12 protein-coding genes are annotated in these 19020 nt (G+C 73.1%); 7 read left to right on the top strand and 5 right to left on the bottom strand.

Features of this window, described 5'->3' with window-relative positions; all coding sequences use genetic code 11:
- The first annotated feature begins 24 nt into the window (after positions 1–24).
- The gene (locus AC5L36_RS38250; RefSeq protein ID WP_441223544.1) at positions 25–1071 is read left to right on the top strand and encodes a hypothetical protein; all 1047 of its coding nucleotides are present in this window, start codon (positions 25–27) and stop codon (positions 1069–1071) included.
- A 605-nt stretch (positions 1072–1676) separates the two neighbouring features.
- Here the strand turns inward: AC5L36_RS38250 and AC5L36_RS38245 are convergent.
- The 3 genes from AC5L36_RS38245 to cofD all read right to left on the bottom strand — a co-directional run bounded on the left by AC5L36_RS38245 (position 1677) and on the right by cofD (position 5445).
- The gene (locus AC5L36_RS38245; RefSeq protein WP_441223543.1) at positions 1677–2987 is read right to left on the bottom strand and encodes a glucuronyl esterase domain-containing protein; all 1311 of its coding nucleotides are present in this window, start codon (positions 2985–2987) and stop codon (positions 1677–1679) included.
- A gap of 524 nt (positions 2988–3511) precedes the next feature.
- A complete protein-coding gene (locus AC5L36_RS38240) occupies positions 3512–4513 on the bottom strand; it encodes a coenzyme F420-0:L-glutamate ligase (RefSeq protein WP_441223541.1) in 1002 nt (333 codons plus the stop codon).
- Positions 4510–5445 (bottom strand): 2-phospho-L-lactate transferase, encoded by a 936-nt coding sequence (cofD, locus tag AC5L36_RS38235; protein ID WP_441223540.1) that lies wholly within the window; start codon positions 5443–5445, stop codon positions 4510–4512. The genes AC5L36_RS38240 and cofD overlap by 4 nt, the downstream gene beginning before the upstream one ends.
- A gap of 100 nt (positions 5446–5545) precedes the next feature.
- Here cofD and AC5L36_RS38230 point away from each other — a divergent pair, with 100 nt between their 5' ends.
- The 3 genes from AC5L36_RS38230 (at position 5546) to AC5L36_RS38220 (ending at position 9572) form a co-directional block, all read left to right on the top strand.
- Positions 5546–6439 (top strand): hypothetical protein, encoded by an 894-nt coding sequence (locus AC5L36_RS38230; protein WP_441223539.1) that lies wholly within the window; start codon positions 5546–5548, stop codon positions 6437–6439.
- A gap of 103 nt (positions 6440–6542) precedes the next feature.
- Positions 6543–9035, top strand: a complete 2493-nt coding sequence (locus AC5L36_RS38225) for a bifunctional FO biosynthesis protein CofGH (RefSeq protein ID WP_441223538.1) — start codon at positions 6543–6545, stop codon at positions 9033–9035.
- 279 nt (positions 9036–9314) lie between these two features.
- The gene (locus AC5L36_RS38220; protein WP_173039867.1) at positions 9315–9572 is read left to right on the top strand and encodes a WhiB family transcriptional regulator; all 258 of its coding nucleotides are present in this window, start codon (positions 9315–9317) and stop codon (positions 9570–9572) included.
- A gap of 154 nt (positions 9573–9726) precedes the next feature.
- On the opposite strand, the gene AC5L36_RS38215 is transcribed toward AC5L36_RS38220, so the two are convergent.
- On the bottom strand, positions 9727–10176 hold the full coding sequence (locus tag AC5L36_RS38215; protein WP_441223537.1) for a metallopeptidase family protein: 450 nt from the start codon (positions 10174–10176) through the stop codon (positions 9727–9729).
- Positions 10177–10313: 137 nt separating this feature from the next.
- Between AC5L36_RS38215 and AC5L36_RS38210 the strand changes: the two genes are divergently transcribed.
- Positions 10314–10679: a DUF3499 domain-containing protein gene (locus tag AC5L36_RS38210; protein ID WP_441223536.1), complete on the top strand. Its 366-nt coding sequence runs from the start codon at positions 10314–10316 to the stop codon at positions 10677–10679.
- A gap of 191 nt (positions 10680–10870) precedes the next feature.
- On the opposite strand, the gene AC5L36_RS38205 is transcribed toward AC5L36_RS38210, so the two are convergent.
- A complete protein-coding gene (locus AC5L36_RS38205; RefSeq protein WP_441223535.1) occupies positions 10871–12037 on the bottom strand; it encodes an acyl-CoA dehydrogenase family protein in 1167 nt (388 codons plus the stop codon).
- Between the two features lie 226 nt (positions 12038–12263).
- Between AC5L36_RS38205 and AC5L36_RS38200 the strand changes: the two genes are divergently transcribed.
- A complete protein-coding gene (locus tag AC5L36_RS38200; protein ID WP_441223534.1) occupies positions 12264–13691 on the top strand; it encodes a UDP-glucose dehydrogenase family protein in 1428 nt (475 codons plus the stop codon).
- A gap of 84 nt (positions 13692–13775) precedes the next feature.
- Positions 13776–18818: an SCO7613 C-terminal domain-containing membrane protein gene (locus AC5L36_RS38195; RefSeq protein ID WP_441223533.1), complete on the top strand. Its 5043-nt coding sequence runs from the start codon at positions 13776–13778 to the stop codon at positions 18816–18818.
- Positions 18819–19020: the final 202 nt, after the last annotated feature.

The raw sequence follows: 19020 nt of genomic DNA, 5'->3' as shown, positions 1-19020 counted from the left end.
CGAGCGATGGAGCGTGGTAGACAAATGACCCTGACCTCGGTGGAGCTGGCCGTCGGGTGCAACGAGGCGAGCGACCTGTTGCCCGTCCTCTCGCCCGAGGTGCTGGCCGCGCACGGCGCTCGGCGGGCGTTCTGGACGGTGCTCGACGAGGGCACCGTCGAGCAGTGCCTGGCGCTGCTGCTGGAACGCCCGGACGGCACCTGGACGGCACACCACGCCGCGTTCGACGCCGGGATGGAGACCGGCCGCACCGAAGACGGCGAGGCCCTGGCCCGGTCCGGCGAGTGGATCTACGTGCTCGGCTCCCACTTCGGCTCCAAGGGCGGCCCGCTGCGCCCCAAGCGGGCGTTCTTCGCGCGCTTTCGGGAGGCGGACGCGGGTCGCCCCGGCGCGGCGTCCCTGCAAATCGTGCGCAACCAGTTCCGCCTACACCGGCTCGTCAACGACGCGCTGGCCGCGGCCGACATCACGCCGCTGCCGCCGGGCAACACGGTGCAGGCGAGGTTCATCGTGGAGACCATCAACAGGGGCACCGCGCGGGAGAAGAGCTGGGCCGCCCGCCTCGCCCCCGGCGACCTCCCGCTCAACGTCGAGGCGGCCGCCTTCACGCCGTCCGGCACGCTACTGCTCGGGCTCCGCTTCCCGGTGACCGAGAAGGGCGAGCCGGTGCTCGTCGAGGTGGCCGGCGTGGAGGGCATGTTCGACAGCGACCCGCGGACCTGGCCCGAGGTCGTCGGCGCGTACGCCCTGACCGGCGTCACGCCACCCGGCACGCTCGTCGGGTTCCGGGCGCTGACCGCGGTGGGCGGCGGGGCGTACGAGGCGGTGGTCGGCTCGATCGACGCGCTGGGCAAGGGCTCGGTGCTGCTCGACGACCACCCCGAGGGCGGCGACGTGACGAGCAGGCACATCCGCTTCGGCCTCCCCACACCGGACGGCAGCCGCCGGATCCCCGCGGAGCTCGTCGCCGACCTCGACCCGTTCCACAACGTCGAGGGCCTGGCCGTCGATGGCGACCAGCGCGTCTACGTAACCGACGAAGACCACCGCGTCGCGGTCTGGCTCGGCTAGAGGGTCTGAGTTTCGCTCGTCGCGAGGTGTCTCAGGCAGATTTGCCCGGGTCCGTGTCAGCTGCGGACCGCCGCTCCCGCCGGAGAACGCGCGGGTCGGCGGCGAGCTGGCGCTCGCCGAGATCCCCGACCCGCGCTGCCAGGTCCGCGCCGCAATCCCGCCGCCATGTTCGTCGTGGTCCAGAACGCCGCTCCCGCCGCCTCGCCCTGCGCGGTTGGTCGCGGTCACCCTTGCGGAGGTGGAACTTGTCCACATTGTCCCTTGCTGGGTCGATGGCGCGGGCGGACAGCGGGTTTCCTTGCGGACAGTAACGACCGCGAGGCATGCGAAATCTGCCCCTGGAAGTAACGCCAGGCGAGCCTGACTTCGTAACGTCTCTAGATCCAGCATGCCGGGAAGTGGCCTCCGTGCTGGTTGGGTTGGGGCTTGTCGCGCGGACGTGGCAGCGGGGGCCGGGGGTTTCGGCGAGCGCCAGCTCGCCGCCGGTCGCCGCGGTCTCCGGCGGGAGCGGCGGCCTGCGTGTGACGCGGATCCGGGCACATCTGCATTGAAGAAAGACCGGCCCCGGGTCTCGCGTGACGCGGGCCCGGGGCCGTGCCACACCCCTACCTGGCGGTGCAGGTGGGATTCATGCCGGTGCCGGTGCCCGTGCCTTGGAAGCCGAACTCGGTCGACTGTCCAGCGGCGACGGAGCCGTTGTAGCTGGCGTTGCTGAACTGGACCGCGCCGCTCGTGCCGCTGAGGGTGACATTCCAGGAGTTGGTGATGCTGGCGCCGGACGGCAGGGTCACGGCGACCGTCCAGCCGTTGATCGCCGCGGGGCCGGCGGTCACCCGCACCGTTGCCACGAAGCCGCCCGTCCACTGGTTGAGCGACACCGTCGCCGTGCAGCCGTTGCCGGTCGGCGGCGGGGTCGTGGGCGGGGGCGTGGTGGGTGGCGGGGTGGTCGGCGGCGGCGTGGTGGGTGGGGGCGTCGTGGGCGGCGGGGTGGTCGGCGGCGGCGTGGTCTGGCCGCCGTCGGTGAGGGTCGGCGTGGTCCAGTCCCGCCACTCGGCGAGGTTGCCCTGCTTGCGGCTGGAGATGCGGATCGTGCCGGCCGCGCTGCCGGTCTTCAGCAGGAACTTCTGGATGAACTGCTGGAGGGGCGTACGCCATTCCGTGCGGCTGGCGCAGTGCGTGCCGTCGGCCACGTCGGACCAGTACGTGATGTTGCCGCCGACACCGAGCGCCTTGTAGATCTCGGCGCCGGCGAGGGCCGCGTTGCTGCCGGAGCGGGCCGCCAGCCAGTCGATGTGCGGGTTTTCCATGATGAGGAGCCCGCGGGGCGCCACCATGCCCACCATCTCGTGGGTGTCCACCGGCAGTGCGTTGGGGTTGCCGGTGAACGAGCTGAACGCGTCGCCGAGCCACGGCTGCTCGCCGTACGCGCTGCTCAGCGGCTGCGAGCCGGACTCGCCGGGTATGCCGCGGAAGATCGGGGCACCGCCGCTGCCCGACTCGATCGGCATGGTCAGTGCGATGCGCTGGTCGAAGACGCCGATCGTGAAGGCGCCCTTGCCGTAGCGGGAGCAGCCCGTGACGCCCAGGCCGTCGGCCCGGAAGATGTTGCTGCCGGAGGACTCGATGACGTCGATGAGGCGGCTCACGCCCCAGGCCCAGGCCATCAGGATGCCGGTGCTGCTCGACGCGCCGTAGAGCGTGTAGAACGCGCCCTGCTTGTTGTTGCGGGGCGTGCCTTCCCGGCCGACGGCGAGCGGGTCGTAGTTGATGACCGCGGCGCCGGAGCTGCGTATGGTCGCGGTGTCGGCACCGAAGCCGCCCACGACGAAGACCGCCGGGTACGGCGCGGAGCCGGTCGTGGGCAGCTGGACGCTGGCCGAGAAGCTCGCGCTGCGGCCCTGGTCCGACACGTTCACGGTGATGCTGCTGGTCGAGACGGTGCCCGTGACGGATGCCGGCTTCGCGGGCTTCTGTCCGTAAACGGAGCGCTCCGCCATCTCCCTGATCTCGGCCCGGCGGCAACGCCAATCGGCCTTGGTCGAAACGCGAGTACCGTCAATCTTCCGGAACGGATCCGGGAGCCTGGCGCTGGACGTCGAAGGGCTGTTGGCCACGGGGCAGTCGGCGCCGTCGTCTTCGACGCCCACCGCCGCGTACGCGGGGGTGGAGGTTCTCGTTAACACAGCTACCGTGCCGGTTACGGCGAGCACCGCCACTGCCAGCACGATGACCGTCGAACGGAACTTAGAGCCGCCCGAGCTGATGATCACTAGGGCTCTCCTTCCGGAGCGGGGTGGTTGGGCGCGGCCATGGCGATCGATGATCTCCGATGCCAACAACGACAAGTTTCGAACGAGACACCGAAACATGTCAATACTGTTCCGAAACAGTTGCCGGCCACCCACAAGAAATCTCGCGTAGGTGCGAGACGGTCAGCCCTTCAGGAGAGCAGGACGGGCACGCCTCCCGCGCCCTCAGCGGCCAGGGCGGCCCGCAGGCGGTGCACATCCGTGCCGAAGCGCACCAACGCCGCGCTGTCCGCTTGCGGGGGAGGTGTCGCCCGTACCCCCTGGTCCGGGATGTGGGTGAAGAGCGTGCCCGGCGCGACCACGCCGGCCACCGCGGCGATCGCGCGCTCCACCGTGCCGGCGTCGGCCGGCTCCGCGGCGGGCGGCGGCACGAGCGGCAGCAGCGCGGCCTCGCGAAGGCCGGCGGCGCGCGCCTCGGCGGTGCCGAGCGAAAACATGTCGGCGGCCGCCTCACGCACCAGCGCCACCGCCCCAGGGCCGTCGTCGCCCGGCCGGGCCAGGTAGCCGCGCACGACCGCGACCGGCACCTGGTCGGTCTTTCCCTTGACCAGCTCGCTCGCGGCCGCCAACTCGTCGATGACGGCCATCTGGGTGATGTGCAGCTCGTTGCCGTACGGGTCGGTCTCGCCCCGGTGGTCGCGGAACGGCACGATCCCGGCGGCGCCGAGCGCGACGTCGGTGAGGCCGTTGCGCCACGGCCGGCCCATCGTGTCGGAGACGACCACCGCGACGTCGAGGCCGTGCCGCTCGCGCAGCGCCGCGCGGAGGGCGCGGGCCGAGGCGTCCGGATCCTTCGGCAGCAGCACGAGCCGCTGGCGGTCCACGTTGGAGGCGTCGATGCCGGCGGAGGCCATCACGAAGCCGTGGTGGGTCTGCACGATCCGGGTCTGGCCACGGCTGGCCACCCTGCGCGCGGTCTCCGCGGCCAGCACCTCGTCGCGCGCGGCGGCCCGCTCCGGCCCGTCAGCCGGCACGTCGACGAGCTGACCCTCCGCTTTGGACACAATCTTGCTGGTGACCACGAGCACGTCGCCGTCGCGCAGCCATGGCGCCGCGCCCGCGATCAGCGCGGCCAGGTCGTCGCCGGGCGAGACGTCACCGATGCCGGTGACGGGCAGGATTTCCAGGTTCACGCCAGCTCCATCGCGGCGCGCACCATCCCGGCGGTCGCCTGCTCGTCGGTCATCCACAGTGGAACAGCCCGCACCGTCACGCCCGGGACCGCCGTGCCTTCGTCGGTCGTGTCCACCAGCCAGCCGTCGAGGAGATCGGCACCGTACAGGCGGCCCACACCGGCCGCCGTGCACTCGGCGCCCACCACGGCGAGGCACTTGTCGGCCATCCCGCGCACCGGCGCGCCGCCGATGATGGGCGAGACGCCGACCACCGGGGCGGTGGCCGCCACGACCGCGTCGCGCAGCCCCGGGACGGCGAGGATCGGCGCGATGCTCACGACCGGGTTGCTCGGCGCGAGAAGCACCACGTCGGCCGCCGCGATCGCGTCGAGCACGCCGGGTGCCGGCTTGGCCGTCTCCGCGCCGACGAAGACGAAGCGCCGCGTCGGGAGGTCGCCGCGGTAACGCACCCACCACTCCTGGAAGTGGATCGCCTTCTGCTCGCCGTCGAGCTCGACCACCGCGTGGGTCTCCAGCCGGTCGTCGCTGGCCGGCAACATCCGCACGCCCGGCTGCCACCGGTCGCAGAGCGCCTCGGTCACCGCGGAGAGCGGGTAGCCGGCGGTGAGCATCGTGCTGCGGACGAGATGGGTGGCGATGTCCTTGTCGCCGAGCCCGAACCAGGTGGGCTCGGCGCCGTAGGCGGCCAGCTCACCCTTCACCGTCCAGGTCTCGCCGGTGCGCCCCCAGCCGCGCTCCGCGTCGGCGCCGCCACCGAGCGTGTACATCACGCTGTCCAGATCGGGGCAAATCCGGAGCCCGTGCATGGATGCGTCGTCTCCGACATTGACCACGGCGGTCACTTCGGCACCCACCTCGCGGGCGTACGCGCGCACGCCGACCAGGAAACGAGCCCCACCGATGCCTCCGGCAAGTACCACGATCCGCATGCCCCCATCCTCTCCCAGGCCATGGGAGCGCAGCAGTCCTACCCCGGGACCGCTAGGCTCACGGGCGCAGACCGCTTAGTCCGCCACCCCAGGGGGAGCCTTGACCACCCAACCCGAGGCCACGCCGAGCGACGGGACGTCGGCCAGCCAGTTCACCAAGCCGCTGCGCGAGCTCGCCGCCCTGGTGCTTCTTGGCGCCACCGCGGTGCTGCTCTTCGTGGGCATCCTCAACCTGATCCCGGACGGCGAGTTCGAGACCTTCACCGGCAACGCCGCCGGCAGCTTCGACCTCTTCGTCAACCTCGCCACGATCGGCCTGCCGTTCCTGGCGGTGCTCCTGGCCAACCACGTCCGGCCGGTGCTGGGCCGGGCCAAGGTGATCACGCTGGTGGCCCTCGTCCTGTACGCGGTCGCCGCGTTCTTCGGCGTGGTCTTCGGCCTCTTCATCGGCGTCGTCAAGATCGCCGATGACAGCATCTTCAACGCGCTGCTGGCGTTCCTCAGCCGGCTCGCCTTCCTGGCGGTGCTCGCCATCGCGGCCTACGCGCTGGTCCGGGTCGGCCGCGGCCTCTACTGGGTGCCGAAGCCCCAGCCCCAGCCGGGCATGTACGGGCAGCCGGCGTACGGCCAGCAGCCGGGGTACCCGCAGGGCTACGGCCAGCAGCCGGGCTATCCACAGCAGCAGCAGCCGGGCTACCCGCCGGCGTACGGGCAGCCGACCGCGGCCTACCCGCAGGCGTACGGCCAGCCGGGGCAGCAGCCGTACGGCGCCGGCCCGGCCGGTGCGCCCACCGCTCCGGTGCCGCCCATGCCGACCAGCGCCCCGCCGCAGGCACCCACCAGCACCCCGCCGAGCCAGGAGCAGCCGCCGCCGACCGAGCCGGGCCAGCAGACCCAGCTCATCAACCCGGCCAGCCAGCAGCCCTCGGCGGGCTTCCCGCCGCCCCCGCCGGGTGGCCTCGGCGACGACCCGACGCGGCCGGTACAGCGATAGCGCGACCCGCTCGGGCGCCGAAAAGATTCCCGATCGTCGTGTGGGGAGGGCAACTGCCCTCCCCACACCCCTCTTTCGGCCGGACCGCCGTAGGCTTCGTCGGGTGGCTGATCACAACGAAGCTCGGCCCACCGAGGCGAGCCTGCGACGGGCGCTACACCGGGCGGCCGAGGGACGGGCGCTCGACGTGGACGAAGCGGCCACCCTGCTGACCGCCCGAGGCGAGCGGCTCGACGATCTGCTGAGCATCGCCGGCGGCATCCGCGACGCGGGGCTGCGAGACGCGGGTCGGCCGGGCGTCGTCACGTTCTCGAAAAACGTCTTCATCCCGCTCACCCGCCTCTGCCGCGACCGCTGCCACTACTGCACGTTCGCGACCGTGCCACACCGGCTGCCGGCGGCCTTCCTGGAGCGCGACGAGGTGCTCCAGATCGCCCGCGACGGCGCCGCGCAGGGCTGCAAGGAGGCGCTCTTCACGCTCGGCGATCGGCCGGAGGAGCGGTGGCCGGCGGCTCGCGAGTGGCTGCACGAGCGGGGCTACGACTCCACTCTGGACTACGTGCGGGCGAGCGCGATCGCGGTGCTGGAAGAGACCGGCCTGCTGCCGCACCTCAACCCCGGTGTGCTCTCCTGGGCCGACCTCCAGCGCCTCAAGCCGGTCGCGGCCAGCATGGGCATGATGCTGGAGACCACGGCCACGCGATTGTGGAGCGAGCCGGGCGGGCCACACTTCGGCTCACCGGACAAGGAGCCGGCCGTGCGCCTGCGGGTGCTGGAGGACGCCGGGCGGGTGGGCGTGCCGTTCACCACCGGCGTCCTGATCGGCATCGGCGAGACGCTGGGCGAGCGGGCCGACTCGCTCTTCGCGATCCGGCGGGTGGCCCGGCAGTACGGCCACATCCAGGAAGTCATCGTGCAAAACTTCCGGGCCAAGCCGGACACGGCGATGCGCGGCATGCCCGACGCCGAGCTGCACGACCTGGCCGCCACGGTGGCCGTCGCCCGCGTCCTGCTCGGCCCGCGGGCCCGCATCCAGGCCCCGCCCAACCTCATCGCCGGCGAGTACGACCTGCTGCTGCGCGCCGGCATCGACGACTGGGGCGGCGTGTCGCCGGTGACGCCCGACCACGTGAGCCCCGAGCGGCCGTGGCCGCGGATCGAGGAGTTGGCCCGCCACACGGCCGCCGCCGGCTTCACTATGCGCGAGCGCCTGGCCATCTATCCCGAGTACGTGGTGCGCGGCGATCCCTGGCTCGACCCGCGCGTCCTGCCGCACGTGTCCGCGCTTGCCCTCTCCGACGGCCTCGCCAACCCCGACGCTCCGCTGGCGGGCCGCCCCTGGCAGGAGCCCGACGACGCGATCCCGGCCGGCCGGGTCGACCTCCACACCGAGATCGACACCCTCGGTCGCACGGAGGACCGCCGCGGTGACTTCGACTCGGTCTACGGCGACTGGTCCTCGCTCGAGGTATCCGCGCCGGCCGTCTCCTCCGCCGCACCCGTCTCCGCCGCGCTGCGGCTTGCCGCCAGTGATCCGGCCGCGCTGCTCGACCCGCGGCATGAAGAGGCCGCGATGGCGCTGTTCGAGGCCGACGGCCCGGCGCTCGACGAGCTCTGCCGGATCGCCGACGACCTGCGCCGCGAAGCGGTCGGCGACGACATCACCTACGTGGTCAACCGCAACATCAACTTCTCCAACGTCTGCTACGTGGGCTGCCGCTTCTGCGCGTTCGCCCAGCGCGAGCGGGACGCCGACGCGTACCGGCTCTCCGTCGACCAGGTCGCCGACCGGGCCGAGGAGGCGTGGAAGGCGGGCGCGACCGAGGTGTGCATGCAGGGTGGCATCGACCCCAAGCTGCCGGTCACCGCGTACGCCGACCTCGTGCGGGCGATCAAGGAGCGGGTGCCGGAGATGCACGTGCACGCGTTCTCTCCGATGGAGATCGTCACCGCGGCGAGCAAGGCGGGCATGTCCATCCGCGACTGGCTGACCATGCTCCGCGAGGCCGGGCTGGACACGATCCCCGGCACCGCCGCCGAGATCCTCGACGACGACGTGCGCTGGGTGTTGACCAAGGGCAAGCTCCCGGCCGCCACCTGGGTCGAGGTGGTCTCGACGGCGCACGAGCTCGGCATCCGGTCCAGCTCCACGATGATGTACGGCCACGTCGACCACCCCGCCCACTGGCTCGGCCACTTCCGGGTGCTGGCCGGCGTGCAGGACCGCACCGGTGGCTTCACCGAGTTCGTGGCACTGCCGTTCGTGCACACCAACGCGCCGATCTACCTCGCCGGCGTGGCCCGGCCCGGCCCCACCTGGCGGGAAAACCGGGTCGTACACGCGATGGCCCGCATCCTGCTGCACGAGCGGATCGCCAACATCCAGTGCTCGTGGGTGAAGCTCGGTGACGAGGGCACCGTCGCGATGCTCAAGGCTGGCTGCAACGATCTCGGCGGCACGCTGATGGAGGAGACGATCTCGCGGATGGCCGGCTCGGCCAACGGTTCCGCGCGTACCGTCGAGCAGCTCCGCTCGATCGCGGCGGCGGCCGGCCGGCCGGCACGCGAGCGCACCACGGCGTACGTGTTGCGCTGACGCCGTTACCTCCCCCGGGGCTGAATCGGTAGGGCGGTGGCGGCCGCGTGTGGTTCTCCCGCGAGTCGCGCGCGGCACGCCGATAAAGCCGGCCTTTTATCAGGTTCGGCTTGACGACGCACGCATTACACGCGTGTAATTTCACTGGGGTTGTTCGAATAGGATCTTCAGGTGTTCCCTAGGATTACCTGAAACTACACCGTTCGGACATAAAGACACGCCTTCCGCGTGGGGGGTTGCGCCGGCGACGCGGCCGGCGCGCAAGAAGGAGGCAGGCTGATGGACGGCCCACTTGAGGTGGCCGACCTGATCGGAGACGCGCCGGAGTGGCAGGAGCGGGCCCTGTGCTCGCAGACCGACCCGGAGGCGTTCTTTCCGGAAAAGGGCGGATCGACCCGCGAGGCAAAGCGCATCTGCTCACGCTGCGAGGTCAAGGCCGAGTGCTTGGAGTACGCGCTGGGTCACGACGAGCGTTTCGGCATCTGGGGCGGGCTCTCCGAGCGCGAGCGCCGCAAGCTCAAGCGCCGCGTCGCCTAGGTCGCGAGGGAGCTAGCGCGGCGGCGTCCGGACCAAGGCGACGCGGCGCTGGACCACCGCGGACACCACGCCGAGGGAAGACGGCGCCTTTGGCGCCGCCTCGCCTGAGTCGCAATCGTGGAGCGTGCCGGGGGGCGCGCTCCATGACCAGGCCTCAGGCCAGCTCGTCCGGGTCGACGCCGAGCAGGTTGGCGACCTGCTCGATGATCACGTCGTGCACGAGGTCGGCGAGGTCTTCCCGATCCATGGCGCGAAACTCCAGCGGGCGGCGGTAGAGCACGATCCGGGGCGGCACCTCCTGCCGCCCGGGGCGCCCGGGCAGCAGGCGGGCGAGGGGCACCTCGCCGTCTTCCAGCACGTCGGAGTCGTAGACGTTGAGATCCGGAGGCACATCCTCGACGGCGAACTCGACGCCCGCCAGCTCCTTGGCGAAGCGCCGCTCCAGCGCCTCCACCGTGTCGAGCACGAGGTCGTCGAAGATCTCCGCCTTGGTGCGGGCCAGCGGCACCGTGGCCGGCACCAGACGCCCGCGAAGGCCACGGCCGTGACGGTCGCGGCGGGTGCGGCGGCCGGGACCCGGGCGCCGTGGTTCGGGACTGCTCACGTCAAGAGCGTAGTGGCCCGGAGGCGGCACAACTCACCCCGTGTCCAACCTGCGTCTTCATATCGTGATCACGGGTAGTCGGCGTGTCGCGGTCGCATCCGGACCGGCGGAGCGGGTAGGGGAGATAACGTGCCGCCGTGAGGTCACCACGGCGTTGCTCCAGAAACGGCTGCCCGCGTCAGGCCGTCGCCACGTTGACCTATGTCTACAACGACTCCACGGCGGTCGTCGGCCCCCTCGCGGCGTTCGCCGAGCCACACACCTACGACCTGTGCGAGCCGCACGCCCGCAGCCTGACCGCCCCCCGCGGCTGGGAGCTCGTGCGCCACGACGGTGAGTTCGCGCCCCCACCCCCCACGCCGGACGACCTCGTCGCACTCGCCGAGGCCGTCCGCGAAGCCGCCCGGCCCACCCCCCGGCTGGACGACTACCACGACGAGCCGTCGTCAGGACACCAGACCGGCCGCCGCGGCCACCTCAGAGTGATCCCGCCCAGCCACTGACTCAGCCGCCGCCGCCCGGCCCACCCCAGCCAGGCGGCCCCGCACGACCCGCCCGCTCACCCCCCGGGCTTGGCGCGCGGGGCTGGCAGCGGAGGTCGGGGATCTCGGCGAGCGCCAGCTCGCCGCCGGCCGCCGCGGTCTCCGGCGGGAGCGGCGGTCCGCAGCTGACGCGGACCCGGGGCAAATATCCGTCAGCGGAAGGTCTTGAGCAGTTGGCGGGCCATGACGATGCGCTGGACCTGGTTGGTGCCCTCGTAGATCTGCGTGATCTTGGCGTCGCGCATCATGCGTTCGACCGGGAAGTCTCGGGTGTAGCCGTAGCCGCCCAGTAGCTGGACCGCGTCCGTGGTGATTTCCATCGCGGCGTCGGAGGCGTAGCACTTGGCCGCCGCGCCGAAGAACGTGAGGTCGGCGTCGCCGCGCTCGGAGCGGGCCGCCGCCGCGTAGGTCAGCTGGCGGGCGGCCTCCAGCTTCATCGCCATGTCGGCGAGCATGAACTGGATGCCCTGGAAGTCGGCCACTGGCTTGCCGAACTGGGTGCGTTCCGTCACGTACCGGGCGGAGAAGTCGAGCGCGCCCTGCGCGATGCCGAGCGCCTGGGCGGCGATCGTGACGCGGGTGTGGTCGAGCGTGCGCATGGCGGTGGCGAAGCCGGTGCCGGGCTCGCCGATCATGCGGGAGGCCGGGATGCGTACCCCGTCGAGGTAGACCTCGCGGGTGGGCGAGCCCTTGATGCCAAGCTTCTTCTCCGGCGCGCCGAAGCTGACCCCCGCGTCCGACTTGTCGACGACGAAGGCCGAGATGCCCTTGGCGCCCACGCCCGGCTCGGTGACCGCGAAGACGGTGTAGAAGCGGGACACGCCGGCGTTGGTGATCCAACGCTTGACGCCGTCGAGCACCCAGTCGTCGCCGTCGCGGACCGCGCGGGTGGTCATCGAGGCGGCGTCGCTGCCCGCCTCGGGCTCGGACAGGCAGTACGAGAACATCGCCTCGCCGCTCGCCACCGGCGGCAGGAACTCCCGCTTGAGCTCCTCGGAGCCGGCCAGCAGCAGGGGCATCGTGCCCAGCTTGTTGACCGCGGGGATCAGCGACGAGGCGGCGCACGCGCGGGCGACCTCCTCGATCACGATCGCGGTGGCGAGGGCGTCCGCGCCGGCGCCGCCGTACTCCTCGGGGATGTGCGGGGCGTGGAAGTCGGCGGCGCGCAGGGCCTCGTAGGACGACTTGGGGAACTCGCCGGTCTCGTCCGCCTCGGCCGCGTTGGGCGCCACCTTCGCGTCACATACGGCACGAACCGCCTCGCGCACGGCTTCGTGCTCCTCCGGAAGCCGGTACGCTTCGAACGATTCTGTCGGCATGGCGCCTCCCCTTTGGCGATCTTCGTGCGTGGATGTGAGGATACCGACCAGCGTTCAGGTGCCGGTCATGACCGCGTAGGCTCACGCACTATCGTCGGCAGCACAGCAGGCTGACCGAGCGTTTGCCCAATAGACCCAAATAGTCCGATAATCGGTGCCGCCCATGGCGCCCCCACCCGAAGCGCGCGACGCGAAGCGCCGCCAAGTGCGAGCGGAGAACACAGGCGTGACGATCCCGTACTCGAGCACCCAGCCAGTCCCTGCGATCGGCGCGGTCACCCCGCCGTCCGGCGCGGCCCGACCCCGGCTGGCGTTCCTCGGCACCGGCTACCTCGGTGCGACCTACGCGATCTGCTTTGCGGAGCTCGGCTACGAGGTGCTCGGCTTCGACGTCGACGAAGCCAAGATCGCCAAGCTGGCGGGTGGCGCGGTGCCGTTCCACGAGCCCGGCCTCGACGAGCTGCTGCGCCGCAACCTCGCGGCCGGCCGCCTGCGGTTCACCACCGACTACAAGGAGACGGCCGACTTCGCGGACATCCACTTCATCTGCGTGGGCACGCCGCAGCGGGCCGACGGGATGGGTGCCGACCTGTCGTACGTGGAGGCGGCCGTCACCGGCCTCTCCCAGCACCTGACCCGCAAGGCGCTCATCGTCGGCAAGTCGACGGTGCCGGTGGGCACGGCCGAGTGGATCGAGCAGCTGGTGGGCAAGCACGCCCAGGCCGATCTCGGTGTCGAGGTGGCGTGGAGTCCCGAGTTCCTCCAGGAGGGCTTCGCCGTCGAGGACGTGCTCCGGCCCAACCGGATCGTCGTCGGCGTGAAGAGCGAATGGGCCAACGCGATGCTCTACGCCGCGCACAAGGGCGTGTTCGACCTCGCCGCGACCGAAGACCGCGAGGTGCCGCTGGTGGTCACCGACTTCGCCACGGCGGAGCTGGTCAAGGTCGCCGCCAACGCGTTCCTGGCCACCAAGATCTCGTTCATCAACGCGATGGCCGAGGTGTGTGAGGTGGCCGGTGGCGACGTCACCATGCTGGCCCGCTCGATCGGCTACGACCCGCGTATCGGCAACCGCTTCCTCCAGGCCGGCGTCGGCTTCGGCGGCGGCTGCCTGCCGAAGGACATCCGCGCGTTCCAGGCCCGGGCGCAGGAGCTGGGCGCCGGTGAGGCGCTGCGCTTCCTGCACGAGGTCGACCTGATCAACCTGCGCCGCCGCACCCGCGTGCTCCAGCTGGCCGCCGACCTGCTCGGCCGCCGCTCCGGCCCGGCCGGCCCGGATCTGTCCGGCACCCGGATCGCCGTGCTCGGCGCCACCTTCAAGCCCAACTCCGACGACGTGCGCGACGCGCCGTCGCTCGCGGTGGCCGCGCTGCTGGCCAAGGCTGGCGCCGACGTCCGCGTGTACGACCCGGAGGGCATGGAAAACGCCCGCGCGGCCCAGCCCGACCTGACGTACGAGGCGTCCATGAACGACGCGGTCCGCGGCGCCGACCTCGTGTGCGTGCTGACCGAGTGGGCCGACTTCCGCAACGCCGACCCGGTCGCGCTCGGCGAGCTGGCCGCCGGTCGTCGGGTGATCGACGGGCGCAACTGTCTTGACTCGGCACTGTGGACGCACGCGGGTTGGGAGTACCGAGGCATGGGCCGCCCTTAGGGCGAGCCCGTAGACTTGGAGCGCCGATCTTAGGCATGCTTTCGGGGAGTCCACTGTGTCGGGCTCCGCGGGAGAGAGGGTGCCATGGCGACGTTCACGTGCTCGTCGTGTGGCCGGCAGATCCAGCCGGCGCCGCAGTGCCCGTACTGCGGCGCACACCAGGGCCAATGGGCTGACGAGCTGGCCCGGATCGAGCGCTCCATCGCGGAGATCAAAGCCGACGACATCCGCATCGCCAAAGAGGCGAAGCTCAACGCCCAGAAGTTGCAGGCGGCGCAGTTCCAGCGCGACATCCTGGCCCACGCCAACGCGGCGGCCCAGGAGAAGGTCCGCGCCCGGACGCGCCGCCGCACTTTCGTCCGCCGGCCGGCCGGCGCGCCGACCAGCGCACCGCCCGGCCCGGGTGGCCCGCCCCCGCCGCGCCGGGTGCCGCGGCAGGAGGGCACCCGCCCGGCCGGTGCGGCACCACCGCCTCCGCCGCCGCCTCCCCCGCCGCCGGTGGACGTCGAGCCCGAGCATCGGCCGGAGGCGTCCACCCGCGAGGTGCAAAACATCTACCTCGGCCTGGGCGGCCTGCTGCTGGGCATCGCGGCGGTCGTGTTCGCCGCGGTCGCGTTCACGTCCTTCGACGACGTCAGCCGTGCGGCGATCCTCATTGGAGCGACGGCGGTCATGCTCGTCGCGCCGCCGATGGTGGCCCGCCGCGGCCTGATCTCCACCGCGGAGACCATCGCCGCCGTCGGGCTCGGCCTGATCCCCCTCGACGGGTACGCACTGTGGACCATCGACCAGATCCGCAGCGACAGCGTGCCCGGTGCTGTCGTGGCGGGCATCGTCTTCGCGCTGACCGCGCTCGTCGCCGGCTGGTACGGGGTGCTGACCGGCCTGAGCGTCCCCCGGTACGCCACCGTGCTCGCGCTCCAGCCGGTCCTGCCGCTGCTGGCGTACGAGTGGATCAATGGGCCCACCGGCTGGGCGCTCGTGCTGACCCTGGTCGCCGCGCAGGACCTTCTGCTCGCGAGGCAGTTCGACCAGCGCGGCCGGCTGGCCACCCCGCCGTGGTTGGGTGCGCCGCCGGCTCCCGAGCCACCGGCGGATGCGCCCGCCGACAGTGAGCGGCCGGAGAGCGCACCCGAGGAGTCCGACGCGGTGGTCACCGACGCGGCCGACGCGGGACGCAAGCCGGCGCCCGTACCGGCGGCGGTGTGGCTGCGGCAGCTGGCGTGGGGGCTGCACGCCCTCGCGGTGGCGGCGGCGGTGCTCTTCGGCGCGTTCGCGACGCTCCGGGCCACCGACCCGCCCGGCGCGCTCAGCGCCGGCCTCACGCTGGTGCTCGCCGCCGCGGCCGGGGTGGCCGGGGCGCTGGGGCTGGGCCGGCGGGTCGTCGTCGACGTGGCCGCGGGGGTGTTCACGCTCGCGGTGATCGGTGCGGCCGCGCAGATCGTGGCGGTCGCCGTCCCGGGCCGGGCGCTGCTGCTGATCGCCGGCGTGATCGCGCTGACCGGCGTGGGCGTGCGCGCGGTCCCCGAGGCCTTCCGGCGCGGCCCCCAGCTCGCCTCGGCCGTCGCGCTGATCGGCATGGGCGTCGTGGTCGCCGGCACCGCTCTGCGCGCCGCCATCGCGCCGGTCCGGGCGGCGCTGCCGGTCTGGGAGGCCGACCTCGCCGCGTACCAGGGTCGTCTGGAAGAGGCCGCGGGGGCGGCGGGCTGGCAGCTCGCCGCGAGCGCCCTGCTGCTCACGATCGCCGCCGTGCTCTCGCTGCCGCCGGAGGCGCGGCGGGAGTCCGCCGTCGCGGGCGTGGCGCTGACCGCGCTCGCCGCACCGGCGTCGTTCGCCCTGCCGTGGACCGCCGCGCCGTGGCTGCCCGTGCTGGCCGCGATCGGCATCGGCGCTACCGGCCTGTACGCGAAGAGCGAACGCGCCGCACAGGCGCACGTGGCCGGCGCCGCGGTGGTCGGCCTGGTGGGCGCCGGCGCGTCCCTCGCCCGGCCGGCGTCGACCGCGGCGGTACTCGCCGTCCTCACCCTGGCCGGCGTGCTCATCGCCATCGCGGGGTCGTGGCTGCCCGAGCAGGCCGAGGCGCTGCGCGACGAGCCGGCGCCGGCCCAGCTGCTGCGCTCCGGGCCCGCCGCCGAGATGGTGGGCGAGTGGGCGGCCGGCGGCGCGGCGTTCGCGATGCCGGGAGCGGCCGCGGCGGCGGTGGCGGCCACCGCACCGGTCCGCGAGGAGGCCGCCGTGCCGATCCTCGCGGCCGCGTTCGTGGCGGTCTGCGCGACGCTCGGGTACGCCGCGCTCGCCCAGGTCTCCTGGCGGCGCATCGCGTTCCCGCTGTCGCTCGGCACCGGGCTCGGCGCGCTGGCGGTGACCGCGGCCGCGTTCGGCGCGCCCGGCGCCGAGGTGGCCGACGCCTGGGTCGGCGCGCTGTTGCTCGTCGCCGCCGTGCTGCTCTTCCTCGCCCCGTCGATCGACGCGGGGCGCCGGCCCGACCGGCTGCTCGACGGCCCCGACTTCGCGGCCGCGGCGGCGATCGCGGGCATCATCGGCACGTTCGCGCGGATCTCCGGCATCCTCTTCCCCGACGCGGTGCTCGCGGTCGCCGCGCTGCTCGTGCTCTTCGTGGCCGTCGGCGTGCGCGCGATGCCGCCCGACTGGCGGCGCGGCCCGACCCTCGGCGTCGCGGCCAGCGGAGCCGTGCTCGCGGTGATCGCCGGCTACACGGCGCTCAGCGGCGGCCTGCGCGTGCTCGCCACGCCGGGCGCGCTGTGGGAGGCCGACCTCAGCGCCTGGCCCTCCAGCGGCGTCGGCGTGGGCTGGCAGGCCCCGATCGCGCTCGCGCTGCTGGCCGGGGCGGCCGCGATCGTGCTGCCGCGCCCGTGGGCGTACGACGTCGCCGCGATCTGCGTGGGCCTCGCGACGATCGGTGCCCCGGTCGCGCTCGGCCTGCCGTGGTGGTCGCCGATGCTCGTCGGCGGCGCGGTCGCCACGATCTACGGCGTCGCGTCGGTGATCGCCGACGACCCGCGCGCCGGCCTGGCCCGCGCTGCCGTGGCCGCCGGTGTCGCGCTGCACGCGGTGGGCGCCAGCCTGGTACGGCCGTGGACGACCGCCACGGCGCTGGCCATGATCGTGCTGGTCGGCGCGCTGGTGGCGACGCTCGCCCGGATGCTGCCCGCGCTCGACGACGCCGCGCTCGAAGAAATACCCGGCAGCGCGCCGCCACCCGAGGCCGAGATGCCGCTGCACCTCGGCCAGATCGGCGGCGCGGCGGCCGGTGGCGCCCTGCTCGCGCTGCCCGGCGCGCTCGCCTCCATCGCCGCCGCGCTGGGTCAGGGCGCGCCGGCGGTGCTGGCCTGGGCGCTCGCCGGGTCCACCGCCGGTCTCGCGGTGATCGCGCTCGTCCGCCGGCAGGTGGCCCGCTACCTGCCGTACGCGACGGTGGGCATCGCCGGTGGCGCCACGATCACCGCGTTCGCCGCGCTCCCCACCGACCTGCCCATCGGCGTGTACGCGGCGGCCGCCGCGCTCCTCGGCGTGGTCGCCGAGCTCCTGCGCGCCGCGACGCCACCGCCGAGGTACGTCGGCCAGCCCACCCAGCGCTGGTCGGTGATGCTCGGCGGCGTGTGGCGGCGGATGCCGTCCGGCCCGGCGCCGCGTGGCCGCTGGTCGGTCAGCCCGGAGATGGGCGCGGCGCTGGTGGCCGCGATCCCGACGCTCATCGCCCTCGCCTCGATCGCCCCGGCGCTCGTTGCCGCGCTGGTCGACCCGCACCAGACGGTCAACCACATCTGGGACGGTCCGCCGGAGGCGCTCACCAACCCGGACCGCTCGGTCGACCCCACCGACCTCGTCGGCACGCTGTTGCTGACCATCGCGGCGGCGCTGGCCGCGGTCGGCTTCGGCGGCCGACTGTCCACTTCGGCCGATCGTCCTGTCGTCGGGCCGCTACGCGAGGATCAGCAGCGGGCAAACGGCTTCGCCCAGGCGATCCCTGTCATCCTGCCCGGCGCGGCGATCACCCTGCTGATCACGCCGATCGCGCTCGGCGCCGCGTGGCCGGCGTCCACGATGGCCGCGCTCGCGGTCTTCACGCTCGCGATGCTCGGCCTCGCGCTCACACCTCCCCCGCCCCCGGCCGAACGCGCCCGCCCGCTGCGGGTGACCCGCCTCGTGGTGTTCGCGCTCGGCCTGGCCGCGGGCGGCGCGGGGTTGGCCGGCAGCCTCGCCACCCGCTCGCTGACGCTCTTCACGCTGGGCGGCGCGGTGGCCGTGGGCGCCACCGCCGCGGTCTTCGGGCAGACCCAGCGGGCCCGCATCCTCGGCTGGCTCTTCGCCGCCGCCTCCGCGATGGGCCTCGTGCTCACCACCGCGCTCGTCGCCGGCCTGCCCGCGGCCTGGTCCGCTTACGGCGTACTGGCCGTCGGCGCCGCCCTGCTCGTGGTCGCGGCCGTGATGCCGCGCCTGCGCCGCCCCGAGGCCTACCGCGAGGCGGCCACGGTGGAGTGGAGCGGCTACGGCGCCGCGCTCGTCGCCCTGGCGCTCGCCTTCGACTCGCTCGGCCACGTGGCCGGCCTGCTCGCCGCCTGGGGCGCCGTGCTGGGCATCGCCTCGGCCCGCCCCGGCCGGCGCGCGGTGGAGCGCCGCACGCTCTTCTGGGCCAGCATCCTGTGCGAGATCATCGCGTGGTGGCTCTTCATGGCGCTGGCCGACGTGGCGGTGCCGGAGGCGTACACGCTGCCGTTCGCCGCGCTCGCCCTGCTGGTCGGCCTGATCGAGCTGCGCCAGCGGCCCGACCTGAGCAGCTGGACGGCGTACGGCCCGGCCCTGATCGCCGCGTTCGTGCCCACGCTGGTCATCGCCATCCGCACCGAGACCAGCGCCACCCGCGAGGTGCTGCTGCTCCTCGGCGCGGTCGCGACGGTCATCTTCGGCGCGCGCACCCGCCAGCAGGCTCCGCTCGTGATCGGCACGGTGGTCACGGTGATCGCGGCGCTGCACGCACTGACGCTCGTCGGCCTGTCCTGGCTGATCCTGATCCCGATCGGCGCGCTGCTCATCTTCTTCGGCGCCACCAACGAAAGCCGCCGCCGCACGCAGGAGCGATGGCGCGCGGTCACCCGCATGCGCTGACCCGCGAGAGCATGCATCGAGGGGGTGAGCGGGACCAGCGGCGGAACGGATTCGGGGTGGCTTCGAACCCTATTTGGACAGAGATTTGAGCTACCGCGACGTCCGTCGTGGTCCAGACCGCCGCTCCCGCAGCCTCACCCGTCCGCCGCTGGTCGCGCTCACCCCGTCGGGCCGCCGCGACGGTCGCTGTTTGTCCACAATG

This window comes from Phytohabitans sp. LZ39 (genome assembly GCF_059359075.1).
The sequence above is the reverse complement of the archived record's forward strand: the minus strand, read 5'-3'. Positions and strand labels throughout refer to the sequence as shown.